The sequence below is a fragment of the Prevotella sp. HUN102 genome (genome assembly GCF_000688375.1).
GTDB lineage: Bacteria > Bacteroidota > Bacteroidia > Bacteroidales > Bacteroidaceae > Prevotella.
This window is the reverse complement of record NZ_JIAF01000004.1, coordinates 67,533-91,348: the sequence shown is the minus strand read 5'-3', so window position 1 is coordinate 91,348 and position 23,816 is coordinate 67,533. Positions and strand designations below refer to the sequence as shown.

The window sequence follows — 23,816 nt, the reverse complement described above, 5'->3', positions numbered from 1 at the left end:
TATATGGGTTGTTAATCGTTGTATCCTGCCGTCAGTTGGCTGATGTTCACAATCACTTGCATTGCCTTTTCCATTACCTGAATGGAAACAAACTCGTAAGGACCGTGGAAGTTCACACCGCCTGCAAAGATATTAGGGCAAGGCAAGCCCTTGAAGCTGAGCTGTGCTCCGTCGGTACCGCCGCGGATAGGCTGCACGAGCGGCGTAACGCCTGCCTGTTCCATAGCCTTTACAACGAGGTCGATGACGTGGATGTTCGGATCAATCTTCTCCTTCATATTGTAATACTGGTCGTTCATCTTGATTTCAACCGTACCCTCGCCGTATTTCTCGTTCATCTTCTGCACACAGCGTTCCATTACGCGCTTACGCTCCTCGAATTTCTCCCTGTCGTGGTCGCGGATGATGTAGTTCAGCTTTGCCTCTTCGCAACGGCTGTCAATGTTCAGCAGGTGATAGAAGCCTTCGTAGCCCTCTGTTGTTTCAGGAATTTCGTCCTGTGGCAGCATCTGGTTGAACTCAATGGCCAGTCTGCTTGCGTTTACCATCTTGCCTTTGGCATAGCCCGTGTGGACGCTCACGCCGTGAATGTAGACCTTTGCACCTGCCGCATTGAAGTTTTCGTACTCCAACTGACCGATGTCGCCGCCATCCATTGTGTATGCCCATTCGCAACCGAACTTCTCAACGTCGAAGTGATGCGCACCCATACCGATTTCCTCGTCGGGATTGAAGCCTACGCGAATCTTTCCGTGTTCGATTTCCGGATGGTCGCGAAGGAAGCACATCGCCTGAACAATCTCTGCAATGCCCGCCTTGTCGTCGGCACCGAGCAATGTTGTTCCGTCGGTAACAATCAGGTCTTCGCCCTTGTGGTCGAGCAATTCAGGGAACTGCTTTGGCGACGACACCATATTCTCGTTCAGCTGTATGTCTCCTCCGTCGTAATTCTTCACGATGCGCGCCTTGATGTTCGCACCGCTGGCATCGAGCGCAGTATCGTAGTGGGCAATGAAGCCGATGGTAGGCACTTCTTTCTTGGTAGTGGCGGGCAGCGTGGCGTAGATGTAGCCCTTCTCGTCCATTTCCACTTCCTTTAGTCCTTCTCTTTCGAGTTCCTCCTTCAGGTATTTTGCAAACTCAAGTTGCTTCAATGTACTTGGCACGGTTTCGGATTCGTCAGCCGATTGTGTGTCGAACTTGGTATAATTAATAAATCTTTCTGCTATTTCCATAATTTGATTGGAATTTGGTTATCAATAAGTTTTTGGACAGGTTTCGCCCTATTATCTGCAAAGATAGAAAAAAAGACCTTTACAGCAAAACTATTAAACAATTTTTCGCAGGAATAAATGCCTTGCGTATCTGTTAAATTTGTTTTTCACGTGTCTTTTAACTTTCTTATGCTTTTCGTTCTCTCCATTCAAAGGTTTGTTACATCGGTTCGGCAGTAAAACAATCGCACTTCCAGCTGATAAAAAACACGATTTGTAAATGACCGAAGATTGCGTTCCATTCTTCGCAAAAACGCAATGCAAGCGTGCGAAGAATGCGGCGTAATCTTCGCAAGAATGGAAATGAGGATAAATATGGTTGATTTTCAGTTACTTACAAATCGTGTGCTTTGAATGTATAAAGATAACTTGCTTGAGGACTTACAGATAAGAAAACTGGTGTCTCTGGATTCGGAATCAGCTTGAACTTGGAGCGATATTTGCGCTTTTGCAGAAAAAACATAGAATATCGGGCTGAAATTTGCTTCGGTAATTGATTCTGTAATGGATGAAAAGTGCATTTTAAAACACGAGAATAGATTATTTGTTTCGAGTAGATAAGAAGGAAATAAAGATGAGATGAAAGCCTGCAACCGTTTCTTTGCCACCCGAAAAATCGCAAAATCTGTGCTATCTGCGAGAGTTGTTCACGCCGATTTCGCAGATTTTGCCGATTGTTTCATCGCTGTTTGGAAAATGGAATTTCAGAAAGTCGGTTATATTTATCAAGGGGAAACGGCACGTAATCGAAAAAAAATATGTAAGTTTGCATCATATTGAACCCGATGAAACAGACAGACAACAACATTTCAGACAAGAGAATCAGGCTTACCATCCGTATTGGAGAAGGGGGTATGTCGTTTTCCGTTGGCGATCCGCAGGCCGACGAAAAGATTGCCTACGAGGAATACGAACTGAACAAAGGTATTTCCATTGCTGCCAATCTGCGTGAAGCCTTCAAGGTGTCCGAACTTCTGCAAAGTGGATACAAGCGGACGTTGGTGCTTATGAGTACTCCGGTAATGCTCGTTCCTATGGATGAGTTTCAGGAACAGGATGTGGAGACACTCTACAAGCATACATACAGATGGCGAAGAAACGAGGATATCGTGTCGAACGTGCTTCCCGGGCTCAATGCCGTGGCTGTGTTCAGCATCAACAAGGACTTAAAACTGGTGGTAAACGATCATTTTGAGGACATCAGAATCCAACCGTTGATGCAGCCCGTATGGTCGCACATCTACCATCGTTCGTTTACCGGGGCACGCCGAAAGCTCTTTGCCTACTATCACGACAAACGGATGGAGGTGTTTGCGTTCCAACAGAACCGTTTCCGATTCAGCAACTCGTATGAAGTGAAGCAGATAAACGACATTCTTTACTATCTGCTATATATCTGGAAACAATTAGGAATGAATGCTGAGAATGATGAACTGCACCTTGCAGGACGCTTTCCCGACGAGAAAGGACTGGACGAGGAAGTGCATAAGTTCCTCAGAAGATGTTACTTCATCAATCAGGAGGTAGACTTCAACAACACTTCCATTGTCAAAAGAAAGGACATCCCTTACGATTTGAAAGCGTTGTACTTAGGTTAGATTCACTCGGAAGCTGGCAGAAATGTTCTGCTTATCTTCAAAAACAAAGAATTATGCGCATCATAACAGGACTATATAAAGGAAGACATTTCGATATTCCACGCACGTTCAAGGCTCGGCCGACGACCGACTTTGCTAAAGAGAATATTTTCAACGTGCTGAATGGCTACATTGATTTCGACGACACTACGGCACTCGACTTGTTTGCAGGTACCGGAAGCATAACGCTCGAACTGATTTCACGCGGCTGCCGTGAGATTGTCAGCGTGGAGAAAGACAGAGACCACTCGCGTTTCATAGCCGAATGTGTGAAGAAACTCGGTGTGGATAACAATATTCTCATCCGTGGCGATGTGTTCCGTTTCCTGAAAACGTGTCATCAGAAGTTCGATTTCATTTTTGCCGACCCTCCTTATGCGCTCCCGGAACTGGAAACGATTCCCGATTTGGTTCTGAAAAACGGACTGCTTGCCGACGACGGCATATTCGTATTCGAGCATGGAAAGCAGAATGATTTTTCCGAACACCCTAATTTCAAGGAGCACAGAAGCTATGGGAGTGTGAATTTCAGCATATTCGGGCTTGCCGTCAAGCCTTAGGCAGTGTGGATTTACCGAATGACAGGAAGGAGAAAGAGGCGTTTTCTTACAATAACGGACTCAGCAATCTGATGACAGACTCCCACAAACGCTGCAGGAAGGTGCGCTGTGTAATGTCCTTCACGCTTTCGAGACTCACGCTGTAAGCCTCATCCTCAAGATAAATCTCCTTTACCTTCAGTGCCATTGTCTTGTCATAGAAGAACGCATTGGCTTCAAAGGCATTTTCAAAACTACGGAAATCCACGTTCGTAGAACCTATTGTGCATAATGTATCATCGGAAACAAGGAGCTTGGAATGGTTAAACCCTTGTTTATACAACATTATCTTTACACCTGCCCGCGCAGCTTCGAGCACGAAGGAACGCGATGCCCACTCCACTATCTTTGAATCTGCGCGCAGAGGTATCAGCAAACGCACGTCCACTCCTGAGACGGCTGCCGTGCGCATTGCGAAGAGTATCGGCTCGGTAGGCAGGAAATACGGTGTTTCCATATATACATATCTCTTCGCACTCAGCAGAATCTTAATATATCCCTGCTCTATTTCGGGCCATTGTCCGGTTGGATTGCTCGTAACAATCTGTGCCAGAACGTCATTCTGTCCCACATTCATAGTGGGATAATACTTTCGGTCGCTGATCAGCGTCCGGTCCACGAAGAACCAATCGAGCAGAAACGCACGCTGAAGACCGTAGACTCCGTATCCCTTAATCTTGATATGGGTATCTCGCCAAGGTTGTTTCTCATTGCCTTTAACGTATCGCAATGCCACGTTCATGCCACCGATGAAACCAACCGTACCATCAACGACACAAAGTTTTCGGTGGTTCCTGTAATTTACCTTGCTTGTGAACAACGGAAAACGCACAGGCATAAAGGGATGTATGTCTATTCCTTCCTCGCGCATTCGCTCAAAGAATCTCTCTTTCGTCTTCCACGACCCCACGTCATCGTATATCAGGCGTATTTCCACGCCTTCTCTCGCCTTCGCAATGAGTGCGTCGGCAAGCAGATTGCCCAATGGGTCGTCGTCGATGATATAGGAAATGAAATGTATGTGATGCCTGGCTTGGCTTATTTCAGCCAATAAAGCCGGGAAAAACTCATAGCCATTCCGATACACTTCCATTTCGTTGTTCTTGAAAGGAAGTGCCCAGTTCTGATTCATAAACAAGCTGATGAGTTCCTTATGCTCGTCGGGCAGGCTGAGATTGCGCTGCTCCACGAACTCAAGCATCGCACGTTTGGTTATCTGATCGAGGCTGTTTTGCCATATTTGTCGGTCCTTGCGCGTCCGTTGTCCGAAAAAGAAATACAGGACAATGCCCACCAACGGCATAAACAAGAGAATCAAAGCCCACGCCATAGTCTTTGCCGGCTGACGGTTTTCCATCAGTACCCTAATGAGCGCAGCAATTGCCACGAGCGTATAGGCGACAAGGACTATCCAGTGAATGTAAATCATAAGACTATTCTTTCTTTTCGCGCAGTTTTTGGAGGTACACCAGTTCTTTCAAAGCATATTCACTGCTGTTCGGATCATTGAGAAGATGCTTCAAAAGGGCTTCGGCGGCATCGTAATTCTTCTTTTCTATCAGCACGTAAGCCTTTCTCCGGTAGAGGAACGAAAGGAAGGATTGCAGATGAGGTTCGGGATTTTCGTCTTCTTCGCCGTTGTTATAGATGTTCTCTATATCGGCAATAATACTGTTTATATAGCCCATTGCACGGAAATCGCTCATATTCACCAGACAGTTGATGTATTCCTCGGTGTAAGTGATGCGATTCAGGCCGAGCGTGAAAGTGAGATAATAGAAGGCACGCTCGTAATCCTGCATATTGGAATGGCAGAAACCGAGCATATAACAGATTTCAAAGAAGTTCTCGTGGTCGGTGGTATTCAGCTCGGAGAAGCTGTCGTGGAGAATGTGGAACGCATTTTCGAGCCACAGCGCAGCCTCATAATGACGGCCTGACAGGTAAAGCTGCTTGCCGCGATACATAAAATGCGCTACATTGCGCAGCGAAATCTTTGCTATGAAAAGCTGTTCCTCCGTCAGTTGGCCTGTTTCTCCCTTGGCAATCTTGTCTTTTGCGTCTTCCCACATAAAGTTAAATTCGTCCAGCAGTTGCTTGTCTGTACGGAGGTCATACGCTAAAAGAGTGGTGCGCACCGTAGGTTGGTACTGCCTTGTTCTTAAAGGTGCGTCTCCATTGGGCAGCAACGGCATTACCGTAGCCGTAACCCGATAGTATAATGCTTGCTCAGAACCGTCTGCCTGCTGAACAAAAAGCGTCATAAACCTGCGGCGGTCGGGTTCTGAAGTCTGGAAGAAAACTAATGAAAGCGTTGCTTCTTTCCGGACGAACTTGCCATTTTCTATCAGCAGGGAAGCGAACGAGAGGTTGTTGATAGCCTCTTTTTCGGTAACAGTCTTCGGCTCATCGCTGCATATCATCAGTTGCGATGGAAAGAAATCATCGATTCCGAAGACGGTTTTCATCCATTGGGAAAACGTAATTTTCTCCACCTCGTTTTCCCTCCATCGTGGTACAGCGGCCTGATGGTTCAGTTCCTGCTCGCGAAGCATAAAGAGTTCGCGCGACAGTTGCTTTGACGTGAGTTCCACATCGGGGCTTTTTGTATTCTTCTGTATGTCTACCAAATCGCCCAATTTGCGCACAAACACATTCTGCCAGCCGAACAAATCGGTCATTGTCCGCGACAGAATGTCGCGCGCACGGTCTTCATCGAGCAGAAGACTGTGAAGCAAATGCACATTTATGACGTTCTTTTCCTCATCAATAACGTAGGTAAAGCGTGGTCCGTCTGAGCTGAGATTGAACTGATTGCACAGTTGCCGCACATTGTTCACGTGCTCCATTGGTGCTTCTGCAATATAAGGGAAGGACAAGAGTACATTCGGGGCATTCTGCTGAACACGGATTCCGAAGTGCCCACTCTGAAAATCATAGAAAGCTGTCTGGTCTTCGCCGTCTTTCTTCCATTGATATTGGCAGTTGAGAGCCGACAGAGCCTTGCTGACCAACCGTCGGTTGATCGATGGGGCAAGTTCCGAAAGCTGAATCTTGCGCCTGAATATATTCCTGAAATGGTTTATCATACTTACCTTACTACAATATCCGTGCCCAGTTTCTTGGCGAGAATGTTGCGCATTTCCTGCATATTCTTCAGTTCTGCCATTATCTCCATCATCTTGTCGATGTCCTGTTCCTGCGAAAGTCTCGCCTGCAATGCCTTCAGATGCTGCTCCACGTAGTTCATCCTGAAGTCGAGTATCAGGTGGATGATTCTGTCCCGGAGGTCGGTCTCGCGTTCCTTGAGCTGCAGACTCTCTGAAAGTTGGAACCTATCAACACTCAGTTTCACGGCAAGGGTGGAAAGATTGATGTCGGAATGATGAGTGAAGTATTCCTCTGCCTTGAATCCCTCGTCCGAACTGTGCTCAACTGCCTCTTGAAGAATCTGAATTGAGACGGGATTGGAGAAGGAAAGGTTGTCCAGACCGAGGTCGTAGGCAATGTATTGTGCCACGTTCAGATTTACGGTAGTGCCTGTTTCCTCATTGGGAACATCGCGGATGATGATTTTCTCGCCATCGCGCACGATTGCCTGCACGAGCATTGTCTCAACTTTGGATGCCTGCTGCACAGGCGTTGCAGGTCGGACAGGACTCGGAACAGACTCGGAAAGCGGCGTTGCATCCATCCTTCGCTCCTGTTCCTTGCGCTGCTGCTCGCGGTCGCTGTGTATATACCGGTTCATCTGTGCAATCAGCGTCTCCTCCTTCACGCCTGTTCTGTGTGCGCACTCGCGCAGATAGGTGTCGCGAAGAATGGGATCCTTGATCACGGCAATGCTCTGAACAATGGAATTGATGGCCTCCGAACGCTTCACGGGGTCGCTCACGCCCTTCAGGAGCACGTTTATCTTAAAGACAATGAAGTCGGTCTGATTCTCCTCGATGTATTTTCGGAAATCCTCAGCCGAATAGCTGCGTGCCAGTTCGTCGGGATCCTTTCCGTCGGGAATCAGCAAAACCTTCACGTTCATCCCTTCCGAGAGCAGCATATCCGTACCGCGGAGAGCTGCGTGCTGCCCGGCTGCGTCGCCGTCGTAGAGCAAAACAATGTTCGGCGTGAATCTCCGGAGCAGCTTTATCTGATGGGTTGAGAGCGCAGTTCCGCTGTTTGCCACCACGTTCTCAATGCCGCACTGGTGCATCGAAACCACGTCCGTATAGCCTTCCACCATATATACGAGGTCGAACTTCGCAATGGCTTTCTTCGCCTGAAAGATTCCGTAAAGTTCTCTTTCCTTGTGATAGATTTCGCTGTCGGGCGAATTGACGTATTTCTGACTCACGCCCTTTGTGCGGGAGTCGAGCAGACGGCCTCCGAATGCAGTAACCTTGCCGCTCACGCTTATCCAAGGAAAGAGGACACGGCCGTTGAAACGGTCTACGAGCTCGCCGTTTTCGCGTTCAAAACACAGTCCTGTCTTTATCAGAAACTCTTTCTTGTAGCCTGCCAGCAGGGCGGCATTGGAGAAAGCCTGTCGGTTGTTCAGACAATATCCCAACTGGAATTTCTGAATAATGTCGTCCCGGAATCCACGGCTGCGGAAATACTGCAAACCGATAGCCTGTCCGTCTACATTGTTTTTCAGGATATTCTGGAAATACTTCGATGCCCATTCATTCACGAGAAACATAGACTCGCGCTCGTTTTCCAGACGCTTTTCCTCCGAAGTAAGCTCGCGTTCCTGAACTTCGATATTGTATTTCCTTGCAATCCATTTCAACGCTTCAGGATACGTAACCTGTTCGTGCTTCATTATGAAGTTTACCACGTTGCCGGCTTCGCCACACGAGAAACATTTATACACTCCCTTTACCGGACTGACGGAAAACGACGGCGTTCGGTCGTCGTGGAACGGGCACAATCCCTTGTAACTTGTTCCTGCCTTTCGCAAAGAAACAAATTCCGAAACTACGTCTACAATATTCGCTGCATCAAGAATCCTTTGTACCGTTGGGTTGTCAATCATATATTTTCGCTGAATTTTGAGGATGGCATTCCGAAGGGAACCACTTGCAAAGATAACAAAATATCTGCTGATTATATTATCTTTGCCAAGAAAACTTACCATCTATAATAAATATAATAAGGTGCAAGAGAACATCATTCGCCAAACGTCTGCACTTCCTTCTGCCAGCATCTCTATCTTTCCTTCCCTTCTTTTTGTTCTCCGTTATACTTTGCTTCTCTGGTCTTCACACCCATCAGCTCTATTCCATAGTGCAATCCATCTCCTTTCTATGCCGTTATTGTTTTATCGTATGTAAGTGTCTGATAATCAATACTTGTCCTCTCTCATTCCAAACGTGCGAAGATTGCATTCTATTCTTCGCAAAAACGCGCTGCAAACGTGCGAAGATTGTTTTGCATTCTTCGCACGTTTGCAGACGCATCCCAAATCAGTAGAAAATCATAGACGAGAATAAGAAATATTATCGCAAAAAATGCAGGACAGAACAAGAAAAAGAATCTCTGTTCTTCAAATCAAACGAAAACAAACGGGGCGACACTTTGAGAGTGTCGCCCCATTCATTAATGTATGAAAAATGGTGCTTATCCGTAGATAATATTACCGTTTTCATCCTTGTACTCGTCGAGTCCCTTCTCGTAAGTAGCCATAGCACGGAGACTCATACCCACGTTGGAGAAACCACCGTCGTGATAGAGATTCTGCATTGTTACTTTCTTGGTAAGGTCGGAGAACATTACGATACAGTAGTCAGCGCATTCGGCAGCAGAGGCGTTGCCGAGTGGCGACATACGGTCGGCAAAGTCGTAGAGCTTGTCCATACCCTTCACGCCCTGTCCGGCAGTAGTCATTGTAGGAGACTGTGAAATCGTGTTGATGCGCACGCCCTTTTCGCGTCCATAGATGTAGCCGAAGCTGCGCGCAATGCTTTCCAAGAGTGCCTTTGCGTCAGCCATATCGTTGTAGCCGTAGAATGTGCGCTGTGCAGCCACGTAGGTAAGGGCGAGGATTGAACCTCCTTCGCTGATGGCATCGAGCTTCTTCGCACTCTGAATCATCTTATGGAATGAAACGGCAGACACGTCGAGTGTCGTGTCGAGCATCTTGTAGTCGAGATTATCGTATGTGCGACGCTTGCGAACGTTCGGCGACATACCGATAGAATGCAGTACAAAATCAATCTTTCCACCTAAGACTTCCATAGAACGCTTGAATACGTTTTCCAAGTCTTCAACACTTGTGGCATCAGCCGGTATAACCTCGCAATTGAGTTTTTCGGACAGTGCATTGACTGTTCCCATTCTTACCGCAATTGGAGTATTTGAAAGTGTAATCTGTGCGCCTTCTTCAACGGCACGCTCGGCTACTTTCCAAGCAATTGACTGTTCGTTCAATGCACCGAAAATGATGCCTCTTTTTCCTGATAATAAGTTGTTACTCATACTTTTCGTTATAATACAGTTGTCAAAGGTACATATTTTTATTGAGATAAAGGGCTGAATATCTGTTAAATTTGTATTTTACACACTTTCAAGCACCGAAATTCAGAATACTTTTTGTTATCTTCAGAGCTGTAATTATTACAAAAGGGAGATAAAGAGAATGCTCAATCTGACAGATTTGTGCACGAACGTACTTATTTTGTGCAATTAATTTGTTGGTGTTATAAAAAAAATGTACTTTTGCTATCCGATTCTATTAAACAAAATATTCTAAACAACACATTATATCTATGAGTTTGAAAATCGTTGTACTTGCCAAGCAGGTACCAGACACAAGAAATGTGGGCAAGGATGCTATGACAGCTGAAGGCACTGTGAACCGTGCCGCGCTGCCGGCTATCTTCAACCCTGAAGACTTGAATGCTTTGGAGCAGGCTCTTCGGCTGAAAGACGAGAACCCTGGTTCAACAGTTGGTATTCTCACTATGGGACCTCCCCGTGCAGGCGAAATAATCCGTCAGGGACTTTTCCGTGGAGCAGACACCGGTTGGCTATTGACCGACCGTAAGTTTGCAGGTGCCGACACGTTGGCTACGTCTTATGCACTGGCAACTGCCATCAAGAAGATTGGCGATGTGGATATTGTTATCGGCGGCCGTCAGGCTATCGACGGCGATACGGCACAGGTTGGTCCGCAGGTGGCACAGAAGCTCGGTCTGAATCAGGTTACTTACGCAGAGGAAATCCTGAAGGTGGAGGACGGAAAGGCTACCATCCGCCGCCATATCGACGGTGGTGTGGAAACCGTTGTTGCCCCTCTTCCGGTGGTTATTACGGTAAACGGCACGGCTGCACCGGCTCGTCCCTGCAATGCCAAGCTCGTAATGAAATATAAGTACGCAACCTGTCCTATGGAGCGCAAGGGCGACGAGCCGTGGGCAGAGCTTTACGAGACGCGTCCTTACCTGACTTTGACCCAATGGTCGGTAGCTGATGTTGATGGTGACGAAGCCCAGTGTGGTCTTTCCGGCTCTCCAACCAAGGTGAAGAGCGTTCAGAACATCGTGTTCCAAGCTAAGGAAAGCAAGACTATCACAGGTTCGGATGCTGATATAGAAGGATTGGTAAAGGAACTTCTCGACGAGAAGATAATTGGATAACCGGAAATCTCTCTCCTTCTTCTTCTGAAAGGGAGGCTGTGGAATCCGAAACATTCAGCAACGGAGAGGATAAAGGTTCAAGCATATCAATTCAAATTATTCCAATGAAAATATAATCATCCACGGTCGGCAGGCTGTTTCATCCGCATTGCTTTCAGAAAGAAGCAGAAAGAACGGCAGACCGATGATGTGATACAGTATTATTTATGAACAACGTATTTGTATATTGCGAAATAGAAGAAACAACCGTACAGGAAGTTTCGCAGGAATTGCTTACGAAAGGCCGTAAGCTCGCCAATGAATTAGGCGTAGAACTCCACGCAATCGTTGCCGGAAGCGGCATCAAGGGCAAGGTGGAAGACCAGATTCTTCCTTATGGAGTGGATAAATTATTTGTGTTCGACGGCGAAGGGCTCTTCCCTTACACGTCAGCCCCTCACACAGACATTCTCGTGAATCTCTTTAATGAAGAGAAACCGCAGATTGCCTTGATGGGTGCTACTGTTATTGGGCGCGACCTCGGGCCTCGTGTTTCATCCTCATTGACGTCTGGGCTTACCGCCGACTGTACTCAACTTGAAATCGGAGATTACGATGACAAGAAGGCTGGCAAGCACTATGAGAATATGCTCTACCAGATTCGCCCTGCATTCGGCGGCAACATCGTGGCTACCATCGTGAATCCCGAAAACCGTCCTCAGATGGCTACGGTGCGTTCGGGCGTGATGCAGAAGGCTGTCTACGACGGCAAGGCAAAGAACGAAGTGGTTTATCCGGAAGTAAGCAAGTATGTAGACGAGCTTTCCTATGCCGTAAAGGTAATTGAACGCCGCGTTGAGCCGGCACAGAACAACCTGAAGGGTGCTCCTATCGTCGTAGCCGGTGGCTATGGTGTCGGTTCCAAGGAGAATTTCGATCTGCTGTTCCAGTTGGCAAAAGAGCTCCACGGAGAGGTGGGTGCGTCTCGTGCGGCAGTCGATGCAGGTTGGGTAGACAACGACCGTCAGGTAGGTCAGACTGGTGTTACCGTTCATCCGAAGGTTTATATCGCCTGTGGCATTTCCGGACAGATTCAGCATATCGCCGGAATGCAGGATGCAGGTATCATTATCTCCATCAACAACGACCCTGATGCGCCTATCAATCAGATTGCAGACTACGTAATCAACGGTACTGTTGAGGAAGTTGTGCCGAAGTTAATTAAATATTATAAGGAGAACAGCAAGTAAAATGCAAAAGGTTAGTCTTCTTATTGCGGGAAGTATGGGCAGCATCGTGTCAATGATGTCGGCCAAGCATCCTGAACTGGTAGGGATTCTGCCCTTGATTTTATTAAGCTGCGCCTTGTACATTCTTCATAAAGAAACAAAAAAGAAATAAAGATTATGGCAAATTATTATAGCGACCAACCGGAGATTGAGTTCCACCTCAATCATCCTTTGATGAAGCGCATCGTTGAGTTGAAGGAAAGAAACTATAAAGATGCTGCGACATACGACGATGCTCCCGTCAATTACGAGGACGCAATCGAAAACTATAAGCGTGTCCTCGATATCTGTGGCGACGTTACGGCAAACATCATCGAGCCGAACGCCGAATCCGTAGACTTGGAAGGACCACACCTCATTGACAGCCGTATGCACTATGCGAGCAAGACATACGAAAACATCGAGGCAACACGCAAGGCCGGACTCTGGGGCGTAAGTATGCCGCGCCAGTACGGAGGCTTGAATCTGCCGAACGTGGTGTTCTCTATGCTCTCGGAAATGATTTCTTCAGCCGACGCCGGTTTCCAGAACATCTGGTCGTTGCAGTCCTGTATCGACACGCTCTACGAGTTCGGAACCGACGAACAGCGTGCAAAGTTCATCCCACGCATCTGCGAAGGCGAAATGATGTCAATGGACCTGACAGAGCCTGATGCAGGTTCCGATTTGCAGCGCGTTATGCTCAAGGCTACATTCGACGAGAAGGAGAACTGCTGGCGGCTGAACGGTGTGAAGCGTTTCATCACCAACGGCGACTCAGACCTCCACTTGGTGCTCGCCCGTTCCGAAGAAGGCACACGCGACGGCCGCGGTCTTTCGATGTTCATCTACGACAAGCGCGACGGCGGCGTCGATGTCCGCCACATAGAACATAAGTTGGGTATCCACGGCTCGCCTACCTGTGAATTGGTTTACAAGAATGCCAAGGCCGAACTTTGCGGCAATACACGTATGGGACTTATCAAGTACGTGATGGCATTGATGAACGGTGCCCGACTGGGTATCGCCGCTCAGAGTGTCGGCGTAGCGCGAGAGGCTTACGTTGAAGGCCTGAACTACGCCATGGACCGTGCCCAGTTCGGCAAGAAAATCATCACTTTCCCTGCTGTCTACGATATGCTTTCACGTATGAAGGCGAAGCTCGACGCCGGCCGTTCGCTGCTCTATCAGACAGCACGCTACGTAGACATCTACAAGGCACTCGAAGACATTGCGCGCGACGAGAAACTCTCTGCCGAAGACCGTCAGGAAATGAAGAAGTACACACGTCTTGCCGATGCCTTCACACCATTGTCAAAGGGAATCAACTCCGAATATGCCAACCAGAATGCCTACGATGCCATCTCCATCCACGGTGGTTCAGGCTTCATTATGGAGTACAAGAGCCAGCGTCTCTTTCGCGATGCACGCATCTTCTCCATCTATGAGGGTACGACACAGCTTCAGGTGGTTGCAGCAATCCGATACATTACCAACGGCACCTATCTTTCCATTATGAAGGAAATGCTCGAAGGCGAGGTTTCCGACGAAATGAAGTCTTTGCAGGCTCGTGTTGCCAAACTCGTAGAACGCTATGAGGAAGCCCTCGAGAAGGTTAAGGCAGACGACAATCAGGACGAACAGGACTTCCTTGCACGCCGTCTCTACAATATGACGGCAGGCATCATCGAGTCGCTTCTCCTTATTGAGGACGCAAGCAAGGCTCCCGAACTGTTCGCAAAGTCTGCCAACGTATTCGTCCGTATGACGGAAGAAGAAGTTATCGGCAGCACTGCCTACGTCAAGGCATTCAATGCGGAAGACCTTGCACACTTCAAGGCAGTTGAAGACGAGGCTGCTGAAGCATAAAATTCAATATCACTATACAGAAAACGGCATTCAGAACCACAATCTGAATGCCGTTTGTATATTTTATATACGAAATCGAAAAACAATATCCAATTTTAGGAGCGATTTGCAAGCGAATAAACAAATCGCTTAGCGAAGATATTTATTCATTTATTCTCTTGTATCTCTTCAATCATCCTTCTCCTAAACTCAGAAATACAACCTGTAATTTCAGACCGATGAAGATGCGTTTTCCAAACGTGCGAAGAATGCATCGCAATCTTCGCAAAAACGCAACGCAATCTTGCGAAGAATGGAACGCAATCTTGCGAAGATTGAAAATCAGTCTTAAGGTCAGGAAAAGGCTATATCGAATAGAAGGTAATGGATTGATAAGCACATACCTTATTTATATATGCCTATGCGTTCGGATTTATCTGAAGGCGGGATAAAATACAGTATCAACTTGCCTGACAATTGCCAGACGTTTTCAGGCGTATAATTCCGTGAATCTTTCGCCAAGTTGGAATCCTTCTTCGTATAACGCTTCGAGCTTCTGCACGTCTTTCTCCATTCTCCCAACCACAATCGGGTTTTCAGGACGGATAACAAGAATATCGCCCTTTGCTTCCAAAGCATCAATCAAGTCCAACTGCTCGTTGTAGGCTTTCAACCGTCGGCTCAACAACACTCTCAGACGTGGATAGTTGCGGTACACAAACTTAGGTTGTTTCAGATCCCTGCCGTTGTCCCGCCAGCCTTTGTTGCGCGTGCAGACTACGATATTCTTTTCGTGCCCTGTCTCTATCGCCCTGAGAACCGGAATGGAATCGGCAATTCCGCCGTCGAGCATCGGTGTGCCGTCGATATTCACAATCTTGCTGACATAAGGCAGACTGCTCGAAGCGCGTACAAGTTCGTTCAGCCGATGAGCATCGCCAGAGGTTTCCTGCAAGTATTCGCTTCTGCCTGTTTCGCAATTCGTTGTAACCATCTCGAAAACGTCGCCCTTCCGCATATTCTCAAAGAAAGTATCGTAATCGAACGGAATGATTTCATAAGGAAAACGCTTGTAGAGCAATTCGGGGTCAAAGATACATCCCTGCGTAACCAGATGCCGGACACCAATATAATTATATTTAGCCAACAGGTCGATATTGGAAGCTCTGGCTCTGCGGGGCTGTCGGCTCATATAGGAAAGTCCGTTGCAGGCTCCTGCCGATACTGCAACCACGTAATGGAAATAAAGGTTATGTTTCATAAAAGCGTCAAGCACACCTGCCGTAAAAACGCCTCTCATACCTCCTCCTTCTAACACAAGTCCCGTATTTCTATTAATTTCCATAAAAAAAGTCATTAATTTGACTACAAAGATAGGGAATTTATGGGAATTTTCATTATCTTTGCAGCATTACCAATAAAATTTAAGCCGATATGTTTAGCAAAGAAACGTACATTGGTCGTCGTGCTGAGCTCAAGAAGCTCGTAAAAGACGGCATTATCATTTTGTTTGGCAACAATGAATCGCCGGCAAACTGCCCTGCTAACGGCTATTCTCCTTTCCGTCAGGACTCTTCTTTCCTCTATTATTTCGGACAGAAGCGCGACGGACTCGTGGGAGTGATTGATATCGATGAAGACACTGAAAAGCTGATTGGTGATGACATTGATATTGATGATATAGTCTGGTTTGGCAGTGTCGATGCCGTGAAAGATCTTGCAGCTCAGGTGGGCGTGAGGGAATCAGCACCTATGAAGGAGCTGAAGAACATTTGCGACAGAGCAATGCAGTCGAAGCGTAAGATTCACTTCTTGCCTCCCTACCGCCACGACATCAAGATTCAGATAATGGATCTTCTTGGCATTCATCCCAACGAGCAGAAAGAGGCTGCCAGCCTTGAACTGATCAACGCTGTGGTAAAGATGCGCTCCGTAAAGACTCAGGAGGAAATTGAAGAATTGGAACGCGCCGCAGTAATTGGCTACAAGATGCACACGACCGCTATGCGACTGGCAAAGCCGGGCGTAACGGAGAAGTTCATCGCTGGTCAGCTCGAAGGCATCGCAAACTCATACGGTTCTATGATTTCGTTCCCTATCATACTCTCTCAGCACGGAGAGATTATGCACGGCAATCCATCTATGGCAGATTTGGAGGACGGTCGTTTGGTACTTTGCGACTGTGGTGCTGAAACCATCAACCATTACTGCTCGGACAACACACGTACATATCCCGTGAACGGCAAGTTCACCCAACGTCAGTTGGATATATACAAGGCTGTGGAGGAAGCTCACGATGCAGCACTCGAATTGTCTAAACCAGGAATGAAGTATGCCGACGTGCATTTTGCAGTATGTCGTATCATTTTCGAGAGAATGAAGGAACTCGGCTTGGCTAAGGGCAACACCGACGACGCTGTTGCTGCCGGTGCTCACGCTATGTTCCTGCCTCACGGTCTCGGCCATATGATGGGTATGGATGTTCACGATATGGAAGCATTGGGACAGATTCACGTTGGTTTTGATGCTGAAACTCGTCCTAACCTCGACCAGTTCGGTACAAACTGCCTGAGAATGGGTCGCCGTTTGGAGGAAGGTTTCGTTGTAACCGACGAGCCGGGTATCTATTTCATCCCTGCACTCATCGACGAATGGCGTGAGAAGAAGCACTGTGCCGACTTCCTCAACTTCGATAAGCTCGATACATATAAGGATTTCGGTGGTATTCGTATCGAAGACGATATCCTTATCACTAAGGACGGATGCCGTTTCATTGGCAAGGACCTGATTCCTTATCATCCGAATGATGTGGAAGCATTTATGAACGCATAGTAAAAGTGAAATAAATAAAAAACAATAATAATTAAACTTTTAACCAATTTGTACATCTATTTATTTAGACGGCAAATTTATTTAAGAATTATGAAAAAAATCTTAGCACTTGCGCTTCTCGCTACAATAGCTACCGGCGCAACAGCAGCACCAAAGAAGAAGGCTGCAAAAGAAAACAACGAACCTGTATTTACTGTTGTGAAGGAGAATCCTATCACAAGTATCAAGAATCAGAACCGTTCAGGTACTTGTTGGGACTACTCTACATTGGGCTACTTTGAGGCTGAAATCCTGAAGAAGAGTGGCAAAACTTACGACCTTTGCGAGAGTTTCGTTGCCAACAAGACTTATATGGACCGCGCTACAACCGTTGTACGTATGCACGGCGACGCTCAATTCTCACAAGGTGGTTCTTGCTACGACCCTCTCTATTGCTTGATGAACTACGGTATCTGCCCAGAAGGCGCAATGCCTTTCCCGGGTTCATTGACAGGCGACTCTCTGTTCAACTTCAATGAGTTCTTCTCTGTAATGGAACCATACGTTGAAGCTGTTGCTACAAACAAGGCAAGCAAGATTTCCAGCCAGTGGAAAGTCGGTCTTCAGGGTATTTTGGATTCATATCTCGGCAAATGTCCTGAGAAGTTCACATACGAAGGCAAGGAATATACACCAAAGTCATTCGCTGCCAGCCTCGGTTTGAACTGGGATGATTATGTAACAGTTACATCTTACACACATCATCCTTTCTATTCAACATTCGCTGTTGAGGTACAGGACAACTGGCGTATGCCACAGTCTCACAACGTTCCTATGAATGAAATGATGGAAATCATCGACAATGCTGTTATGAACGGCTATTGCGTAGCTTGGGGTGGCGACGTTAGTGAACCCGGTTTCACACGCGACGGTCTTGCATATATGGTAGACGGTAAGAAGGCTCAGAGCATGCAGGGCAGCGATATGGCACGTTGGTTGGGTCTTTCATCTGCAAAGCAGAAAGACCTTATCGCAGAAATGGGTGCAAAGGTTCCTGAAATCACTCCTACACAGCAGCTTCGTCAGGAGCGTTACGACAACTGGGAGCTTACAGACGACCACGGTATGCTTATCTTCGGTATCGCTAAAGACCAGAACGGCAAGGAATACTATATGGTAAAGAACTCTTGGGGCGAAACAGGCAAGTACAAGGGTATCTGGTATATGACAAAGACATTCATTGCTGCCAACACAATGGACTATATGGTAAACAAGAATGCAATTCCTGCTAACATCCGTCAGAAGATGGGCATCTAATAAAAGAATATAAACAGCCTGACTATTATCGGGCAAATGCCGGCTAATAGTTAGATAGAATTAAAAAAGCGTAAGTTTTTCAGACTTACGCTTTTTTTTCGTACCTTTACAAGCAGAAATAAAAACAATTAAAATGCATTTTAAATGGAACTACACACCATCTACATCTGAACAGACAAATGCAGCTAATGAGCTTGGAGAGAAACTCAACATAAGTCCGACCCTCGCTTCGCTCCTCATAAAGCGTGGCATCACTACCGAAAGTGCGGCGAAGAGATTCTTCCGTCCACAGCTATCCGACCTCATCAATCCTTTCCTAATGAAGGATATGGACGTGGCCGTTGACAGGCTGAATGATGCCATGGGACGAAAAGAGCGCATTATGGTGTATGGCGACTACGATGTAGACGGCTGTACGGCAGTAGCATTGGTGTATAAATTTCTGCGACAGTTCTATTCCAACATAGATTATTACATTCCCGACCGATACGAAGAAGGCTATGGAGTAAGCAAAAAAGGAATAGACTTTGCAAAGGAAACCGGTGTAAAACTCATCATTATACTTGATTGCGGCATTAAGGCTATCAAGGAAATAGCCTATGCCAAGGAGCTTGGTATAGACTTTATCATTTGCGACCACCACGTCCCCGACGAGGATATGCCACCGGCAGTCGCCATTCTCAACCCAAGACGTTCCGACGACCCTTATCCTTTCAAGAATCTTTGCGGCTGTGGCGTCGGTTTTAAGTTTATGCAAGCGTTTGCAAAGAACAATAATATTCCCTTCTCGCGCCTCATTCCTCTACTCGATTTCTGTGCCGTGAGCATTGCAGCCGACCTTGTTCCAGTAGTGGACGAGAATCGCATTCTCGCCTTTCACGGTCTCAAACAGCTCAATCAGAACCCAAGCGTAGGCCTGAAAGCCATCATAGACATCTGTGGACTCAACGGACGGGAACTGTCGATGAGCGATATTATCTTCAAGATAGGCCCACGAATCAATGCAAGCGGACGAATGGAGAACGGCCGAGAGAGCGTTGATCTCCTTGTGGAACGCGATTTGGCAACGGCACTTGTCGCAGCAAAACACATCGACGAATACAATGAGAAGCGAAAGGATGTGGACCGTCAGATGACCGAAGAGGCCAATCAGATTGTAGAACGCCTTGAAAATCAGAAGCACCAGACGAGCATCGTGCTCTACGACGAGCATTGGAAGAAAGGCGTTATCGGTATTGTGGCTTCAAGACTGACGGAAATCTACTATCGTCCTACGATTGTCATCACACGAGATGAAGACTTTGCAACAGGTTCTGCACGCAGCGTGGCAGGCTTCGACCTGTATTCGGCTATCAAGAGTTGCAGCGATCTGCTCCAAAACTTCGGCGGACACACCTACGCAGCAGGTCTGACACTGAAATGGGACAATGTAAAGGAGTTCAGAATACGCTTCCAGAAATATGTTGATGAGCATATTCTCCCCGAGCAGACCGAGGCTTCGCTCGACATCGATGCAGTAATCGACTTCAAGGACATTACAAAGAAACTCCACAACGACCTGAAGAGGTTCGCCCCCTTCGGTCCCAGCAATCCCAAACCTCTGTTCTGCACAAAGGACGTATTCGATTTCGGCACAAGCAAGGTTGTCGGCCGTGAGCAGGAACACATCAAACTGGAATTGGTAGATTCCAAATCAAACAACGTGATGAACGGAATAGCTTTCGGACAGAGCCAGTCTGCACGCTACATCAAGTCGAAACGTTCCTTCGATATCGTCTACACCATAGAAGACAACGTGTTTAAGCGTGGTGCAGTACAGCTTCAGATAGAAGGTATCCGTCCGTCAGAAGAAGAATAGAACTTCATCATCGAGCAATCTCTATATAATGACATACAAGGAAATCCTTCATAAATATTGGGGATATCCCGACTTCCGAGGCATTCAGGCTGAAGTAATAGAAAGCATCGGAGCAGGGAAAGATACGCTCGGACTGATGCCCACGGGGGGCGGTAAGTCGCTCACATTCCAAGTGCCGGCTATGGCAACGGAAGGTGTGTGTATCGTCATCACACCACTGATATCATTGATGAAGGATCAGGTGGACCATCTCAAGCGACAAGGCATTAAGGCTGCCGCCATTTATTCAGGAATGTCGCGCGATGAGATTGTAACAACATTGGAGAACTGTATTTTCGGAGGTATAAAACTTTTATATATATCGCCCGAACGACTTTCATCCGACCTCTTTCAAATCAAGGTTAAACGTATGAAAGTGAGCTTCATCACCGTCGATGAAGCCCACTGCATCAGCCAATGGGGCTACGATTTCCGTCCCTCCTACCTTGAAATTATCAAAATTCGCGAGATACTTCCGAACATTCCTATCCTCGCCCTTACCGCAACAGCCACTCCGGAAGTAGTCAAGGACATACAAACACAATTAGGATTCAGGGAAGAAAATGCGTTTAGAATGAGTTTTGAGCGCAAGAATCTTGCGTATGTGCTCCGTGAGACAGAGGATAAAATGGAAGAAATGGTGCATATCCTCAAATCCGTCGGAGGAACGGCAATCGTGTACTGCCGCAGCAGACAGCGAACGAAAGAAGTAGCTAAATACTTGATACATAAACAAATATCCTCCACTTGGTATCACGCTGGTTTGGAACCTACCGTGAAGGACCAGCGACAGAACGACTGGCAGGAAGACAAAGTGCGTGTGATGGTGGCAACAAACGCCTTCGGAATGGGCATCGACAAGCCCGACGTGCGTATTGTCATCCATATTGACGCGCCGAGTTCGCCCGAAGCCTACTTTCAGGAAGCCGGCCGTGGCGGACGAGACGGCAGGAAAGCCTACGCTATCTTGCTCTATACGAGAAACCACGACGAGCGAAATCTCAGAAAAAGAATCGAAGATACATTCCCGTCAAGAGAATATATACAGAATGTTTACGAGCACTTAGCCTACTTCTATCAGATAGGCGTAGGAAGCGGAATGGATGCGACCTATGAATTTCCGATAGACAAATTCTGTGTTGCCTTCAAGCATTTCCCAATTCAGGTAAATGCCGCCCTGCTCATCATACAACGGGCAGGATACTTGGAATACGTGCAGGACCCCGATACCAAAGCCAGGGTTCGTTTTATTCTCAGCCGCAACGAGTTATACCGTCTCGACAACTCCACACCGAACGAGAACAATGTCATTACAGCTTTACTGAGAAACTACGGCGGACTCTTCACCGACTATTGCTATATAGACGAAAGCTACATAGCCCAAGAAGCAGGTCTGGACAGAAACCAAACCTATATGGTTCTGCAGAATCTCAGCAAGAAACGCATCATCAATTTCATTCCAAGAAAGAACATCCCACTCATCAGATACACGTTGGACCGGGTGGACGGAGAGCAGCTCTGCATTCCAAAAGAAGTATATGAAGACAGGAAAGAAAAGTTCGAGGAACGCATTCTCGCAATGATCAATTACTGCCAGAACAATCGTGTTTGCCGAAGCAGACAGCTTTTGCGCTATTTCGGAGAAACAGAATCAACGGATTGCGGGCATTGCGACGTCTGCCTGAACCATAAAGCCGAAGAAAAGAATACCACCTCTTTAATCAAAAAAGCCATCCTCAACATATTGAATGATGGCAAAAAGCACCATATCACAGAATTAAAGGAAATACCGACCGACACTTCCACCACGAATATAGACTATTTAAGCCAGACTCTGCAAGATTTATTGGCAGAAGAAGAAATTATGATGGATGGCAGCTTTGTTTTCAGAACAAAATAATCTCAACACTCAGTTGCAGACAATGCAAAATAAAAAGAAAGCTCTCTTCAATTAGAGAGCTTCCTTTACAAAATTATGTACGAGAAAAAATTAGTTGCTTTCAGGCAAAGTCAGCAAACTGTTTCAGCTGCACGCCACATCTTCACATCGTGAACCTTGCAGTCTTATCGTTCGCATCAGTCAGTTATGAGTTCCTTGCAATAGAAATCCGCACCTCCACATCATTTCCATCAACAAACAGCCCCTTGTCATAATTATCCTGACAATCTTTTACCTTTTATCCAACTTATACCTAATCATTAACTTTACTTCTTATCTTGTTTTGTTTCTTAATGCAAAGATAACGATTTAAAATTAAACTACAAAATTTTCTTTAAATATTTTATACAAACAATGAAAATTATTCCATTTTATTTATTTGAATAATATTCTGCTTCTACATACCTCGACCTCTTCGCCATCGGAATTAGTCTTGGTTATTCGTACAGAAAAGTCCGTAAGCCCATCAGTTACTGCATTTTCACTCCTGTAAAAACTAAGATTGTCGCCCTGATGCGACTCAGCAATATATGCAATTTCAAATCTTTTCACTCTGTGCGCCTTATACCAATCCAAATCCCATAAATCCATCACGTGCTCAATGTATTTCACGGAATTGATATGCCCATTGATATCCACATCATTATAATAGGTGGGAATCGTGCGTACCAGTTCAGCATCACCACCCATCTTCACGCGTGATGATTTTTCTATCGGACATTCGTGCTCCGTTTCCACATACTCCTTTATCAGTCCGTCGCGAATGGCAAAGATATCAGTCGGCTGACGCGTTTCCGTATCAATCATTGCCCATACACTCTTACCATAACCATAAACAATTCCGTCTTCTCCAATCACTTTGAAATTACGGCTTGTGAAGAATTTCATTACTCCATCCACCCAGCTCTCAACGTTGAACCTTGTGTACATCTCGGGCATTTCATCCATTTCAATAGCCAAACGGCTCAATACCCACGTTTTGTTGATAGTGTTCAGATAGTCCATTCCGTATCCACGCTCACTGCTATGATAGTCGGCTGCGTTCAGCAGATGGTTGCCCAGATGCCCAATAAACAATCGTTTTGAAAAATCACAGTGAAAAGGTTCAGCTAAAAAAAGATAGCTGCCAATGTTTGATAGTTTTTCCATCATTCTCATACATTTTAGAAAGTTTGCCTTGATTGGCATTCCTATTCATTATTAATAACCGAAATTATGTCAGATTATTACTATTATTGCTCAAAAATTTGATGTCAAATTCGCCGGAACTGCTCCTTACATCTATCATTGCATATAAGAATGTTGTTCACTTTCTAAATAGCTGAAAATCAATAGACATTCTTTCTGTTTTCAAACGTGCGAAGAATGCGTTTCAATCTTCGCAAGAATGGAAAGCAAATGTGCGAAGATTGCAATGCATTCTTCGCAAAAACGGACACAAGGATGTAAGCAAATGACTATCAATCATTTATAAATATTAAAACATAGCAATATCAGAGCATAATGAATTGCAGTCTGAAATGAAATCAATGACTCTTGAGTGCTTTTGAGAATCTCCTCGTACTGTAATTATTTTGCGTGCTTTATTGCTTAGAAAAGGAAATAATTTT

The 23,816-nt window shown here is 46.2% G+C and carries 16 protein-coding genes; 9 read left to right on the top strand and 7 right to left on the bottom strand.

From position 1 onward, the window contains the following. Window positions 1–11: 11 nt before the first annotated feature. Window positions 12–1,235: a peptidase T gene (gene pepT / locus P150_RS0105105; protein ID WP_028896743.1), complete on the bottom strand. Its 1,224-nt coding sequence runs from the start codon at window positions 1,233–1,235 to the stop codon at window positions 12–14. A gap of 824 nt (window positions 1,236–2,059) precedes the next feature. On the opposite strand from pepT, the gene P150_RS0105095 reads away from it, so the two are divergent. Then, window positions 2,060–2,872 carry a DUF3822 family protein gene (locus P150_RS0105095; protein WP_028896741.1) on the top strand — a complete coding sequence of 271 codons (813 nt, stop codon included), beginning with the start codon at window positions 2,060–2,062 and terminating at the stop codon, window positions 2,870–2,872. A gap of 53 nt (window positions 2,873–2,925) precedes the next feature. Then, window positions 2,926–3,471: an RsmD family RNA methyltransferase gene (locus tag P150_RS0105090; protein ID WP_028896740.1), complete on the top strand. Its 546-nt coding sequence runs from the start codon at window positions 2,926–2,928 to the stop codon at window positions 3,469–3,471. A 46-nt stretch (window positions 3,472–3,517) separates the two neighbouring features. Here the strand turns inward: P150_RS0105090 and cls are convergent, their stop codons facing one another. From cls to P150_RS0105070, 4 genes are all read right to left on the bottom strand, one after another. Beyond that, entirely contained in the window at window positions 3,518–4,939 is a 1,422-nt protein-coding gene (cls, locus tag P150_RS0105085; protein ID WP_028896739.1) for a cardiolipin synthase, read from the bottom strand. A 4-nt stretch (window positions 4,940–4,943) separates the two neighbouring features. Next, window positions 4,944–6,599, bottom strand: a complete 1,656-nt coding sequence (locus P150_RS0105080; RefSeq protein WP_028896738.1) for a hypothetical protein — start codon at window positions 6,597–6,599, stop codon at window positions 4,944–4,946. Between the two features lie 2 nt (window positions 6,600–6,601). After that, window positions 6,602–8,545, bottom strand: a complete 1,944-nt coding sequence (dnaG, locus tag P150_RS0105075; RefSeq protein ID WP_028896737.1) for a DNA primase — start codon at window positions 8,543–8,545, stop codon at window positions 6,602–6,604. 584 nt (window positions 8,546–9,129) lie between these two features. Beyond that, window positions 9,130–9,987 (bottom strand): enoyl-ACP reductase, encoded by an 858-nt coding sequence (locus P150_RS0105070; RefSeq protein ID WP_028896736.1) that lies wholly within the window; start codon window positions 9,985–9,987, stop codon window positions 9,130–9,132. A 290-nt stretch (window positions 9,988–10,277) separates the two neighbouring features. Here P150_RS0105070 and P150_RS0105065 point away from each other — a divergent pair, with 290 nt between their 5' ends. The 3 genes from P150_RS0105065 (at window position 10,278) to P150_RS0105055 (ending at window position 14,263) form a co-directional block, all read left to right on the top strand. Further along, complete coding sequence (locus tag P150_RS0105065) at window positions 10,278–11,147, top strand: electron transfer flavoprotein subunit beta/FixA family protein (protein WP_028896735.1); 870 nt, start codon at window positions 10,278–10,280, stop codon at window positions 11,145–11,147. A gap of 206 nt (window positions 11,148–11,353) precedes the next feature. After that, the gene (locus tag P150_RS0105060; RefSeq protein ID WP_028896734.1) at window positions 11,354–12,376 is read left to right on the top strand and encodes an electron transfer flavoprotein subunit alpha/FixB family protein; all 1,023 of its coding nucleotides are present in this window, start codon (window positions 11,354–11,356) and stop codon (window positions 12,374–12,376) included. A gap of 156 nt (window positions 12,377–12,532) precedes the next feature. Next, on the top strand, window positions 12,533–14,263 hold the full coding sequence (locus P150_RS0105055; RefSeq protein ID WP_028896733.1) for an acyl-CoA dehydrogenase family protein: 1,731 nt from the start codon (window positions 12,533–12,535) through the stop codon (window positions 14,261–14,263). A 469-nt stretch (window positions 14,264–14,732) separates the two neighbouring features. Here P150_RS0105055 and P150_RS0105050 read toward each other — a convergent pair whose 3' ends face one another. Next, a complete protein-coding gene (locus P150_RS0105050; RefSeq protein WP_028896732.1) occupies window positions 14,733–15,587 on the bottom strand; it encodes a patatin family protein in 855 nt (284 codons plus the stop codon). A gap of 89 nt (window positions 15,588–15,676) precedes the next feature. On the opposite strand from P150_RS0105050, the gene P150_RS0105045 reads away from it, so the two are divergent. The 4 genes from P150_RS0105045 to P150_RS0105030 all read left to right on the top strand — a co-directional run bounded on the left by P150_RS0105045 (window position 15,677) and on the right by P150_RS0105030 (window position 22,167). Next, on the top strand, window positions 15,677–17,074 hold the full coding sequence (locus tag P150_RS0105045) for an aminopeptidase P family protein (RefSeq protein ID WP_028896731.1): 1,398 nt from the start codon (window positions 15,677–15,679) through the stop codon (window positions 17,072–17,074). Between the two features lie 90 nt (window positions 17,075–17,164). Then, entirely contained in the window at window positions 17,165–18,370 is a 1,206-nt protein-coding gene (locus P150_RS0105040) for an aminopeptidase C (protein ID WP_028896730.1), read from the top strand. 133 nt (window positions 18,371–18,503) lie between these two features. Next, window positions 18,504–20,228: a single-stranded-DNA-specific exonuclease RecJ gene (gene recJ, locus P150_RS0105035; protein WP_028896729.1), complete on the top strand. Its 1,725-nt coding sequence runs from the start codon at window positions 18,504–18,506 to the stop codon at window positions 20,226–20,228. Window positions 20,229–20,256: 28 nt separating this feature from the next. Then, window positions 20,257–22,167, top strand: coding sequence for an ATP-dependent DNA helicase RecQ (locus P150_RS0105030; protein WP_028896728.1), 1,911 nt, complete (start codon window positions 20,257–20,259; stop codon window positions 22,165–22,167). A gap of 414 nt (window positions 22,168–22,581) precedes the next feature. Here the strand turns inward: P150_RS0105030 and P150_RS0105025 are convergent, their stop codons facing one another. Next, window positions 22,582–23,355, bottom strand: a complete 774-nt coding sequence (locus tag P150_RS0105025) for an acyl-[acyl-carrier-protein] thioesterase (RefSeq protein ID WP_028896727.1) — start codon at window positions 23,353–23,355, stop codon at window positions 22,582–22,584. Window positions 23,356–23,816 lie beyond the last annotated feature (461 nt).

Excerpts from the sequence above, each read along its gene's own strand:
- pepT (WP_028896743.1), bottom strand. The coding sequence starts at position 1,235 with ATGGAAATAGCAGAAAGATTTATTAATTATACCAAGTTCGACACACAA.
- P150_RS0105095 (WP_028896741.1), top strand. The coding sequence starts at position 2,060 with ATGAAACAGACAGACAACAACATTTCAGACAAGAGAATCAGGCTTACC.
- P150_RS0105090 (WP_028896740.1), top strand. The coding sequence starts at position 2,926 with ATGCGCATCATAACAGGACTATATAAAGGAAGACATTTCGATATTCCA.
- cls (WP_028896739.1), bottom strand. The coding sequence starts at position 4,939 with ATGATTTACATTCACTGGATAGTCCTTGTCGCCTATACGCTCGTGGCA.
- P150_RS0105080 (WP_028896738.1), bottom strand. The coding sequence starts at position 6,599 with ATGATAAACCATTTCAGGAATATATTCAGGCGCAAGATTCAGCTTTCG.
- dnaG (WP_028896737.1), bottom strand. The coding sequence starts at position 8,545 with ATGATTGACAACCCAACGGTACAAAGGATTCTTGATGCAGCGAATATT.
- P150_RS0105070 (WP_028896736.1), bottom strand. The coding sequence starts at position 9,987 with ATGAGTAACAACTTATTATCAGGAAAAAGAGGCATCATTTTCGGTGCA.
- P150_RS0105065 (WP_028896735.1), top strand. The coding sequence starts at position 10,278 with ATGAGTTTGAAAATCGTTGTACTTGCCAAGCAGGTACCAGACACAAGA.
- P150_RS0105060 (WP_028896734.1), top strand. The coding sequence starts at position 11,354 with ATGAACAACGTATTTGTATATTGCGAAATAGAAGAAACAACCGTACAG.
- P150_RS0105055 (WP_028896733.1), top strand. The coding sequence starts at position 12,533 with ATGGCAAATTATTATAGCGACCAACCGGAGATTGAGTTCCACCTCAAT.
- P150_RS0105050 (WP_028896732.1), bottom strand. The coding sequence starts at position 15,587 with ATGGAAATTAATAGAAATACGGGACTTGTGTTAGAAGGAGGAGGTATG.
- P150_RS0105045 (WP_028896731.1), top strand. The coding sequence starts at position 15,677 with ATGTTTAGCAAAGAAACGTACATTGGTCGTCGTGCTGAGCTCAAGAAG.
- P150_RS0105040 (WP_028896730.1), top strand. The coding sequence starts at position 17,165 with ATGAAAAAAATCTTAGCACTTGCGCTTCTCGCTACAATAGCTACCGGC.
- recJ (WP_028896729.1), top strand. The coding sequence starts at position 18,504 with ATGCATTTTAAATGGAACTACACACCATCTACATCTGAACAGACAAAT.
- P150_RS0105030 (WP_028896728.1), top strand. The coding sequence starts at position 20,257 with ATGACATACAAGGAAATCCTTCATAAATATTGGGGATATCCCGACTTC.
- P150_RS0105025 (WP_028896727.1), bottom strand. The coding sequence starts at position 23,355 with ATGGAAAAACTATCAAACATTGGCAGCTATCTTTTTTTAGCTGAACCT.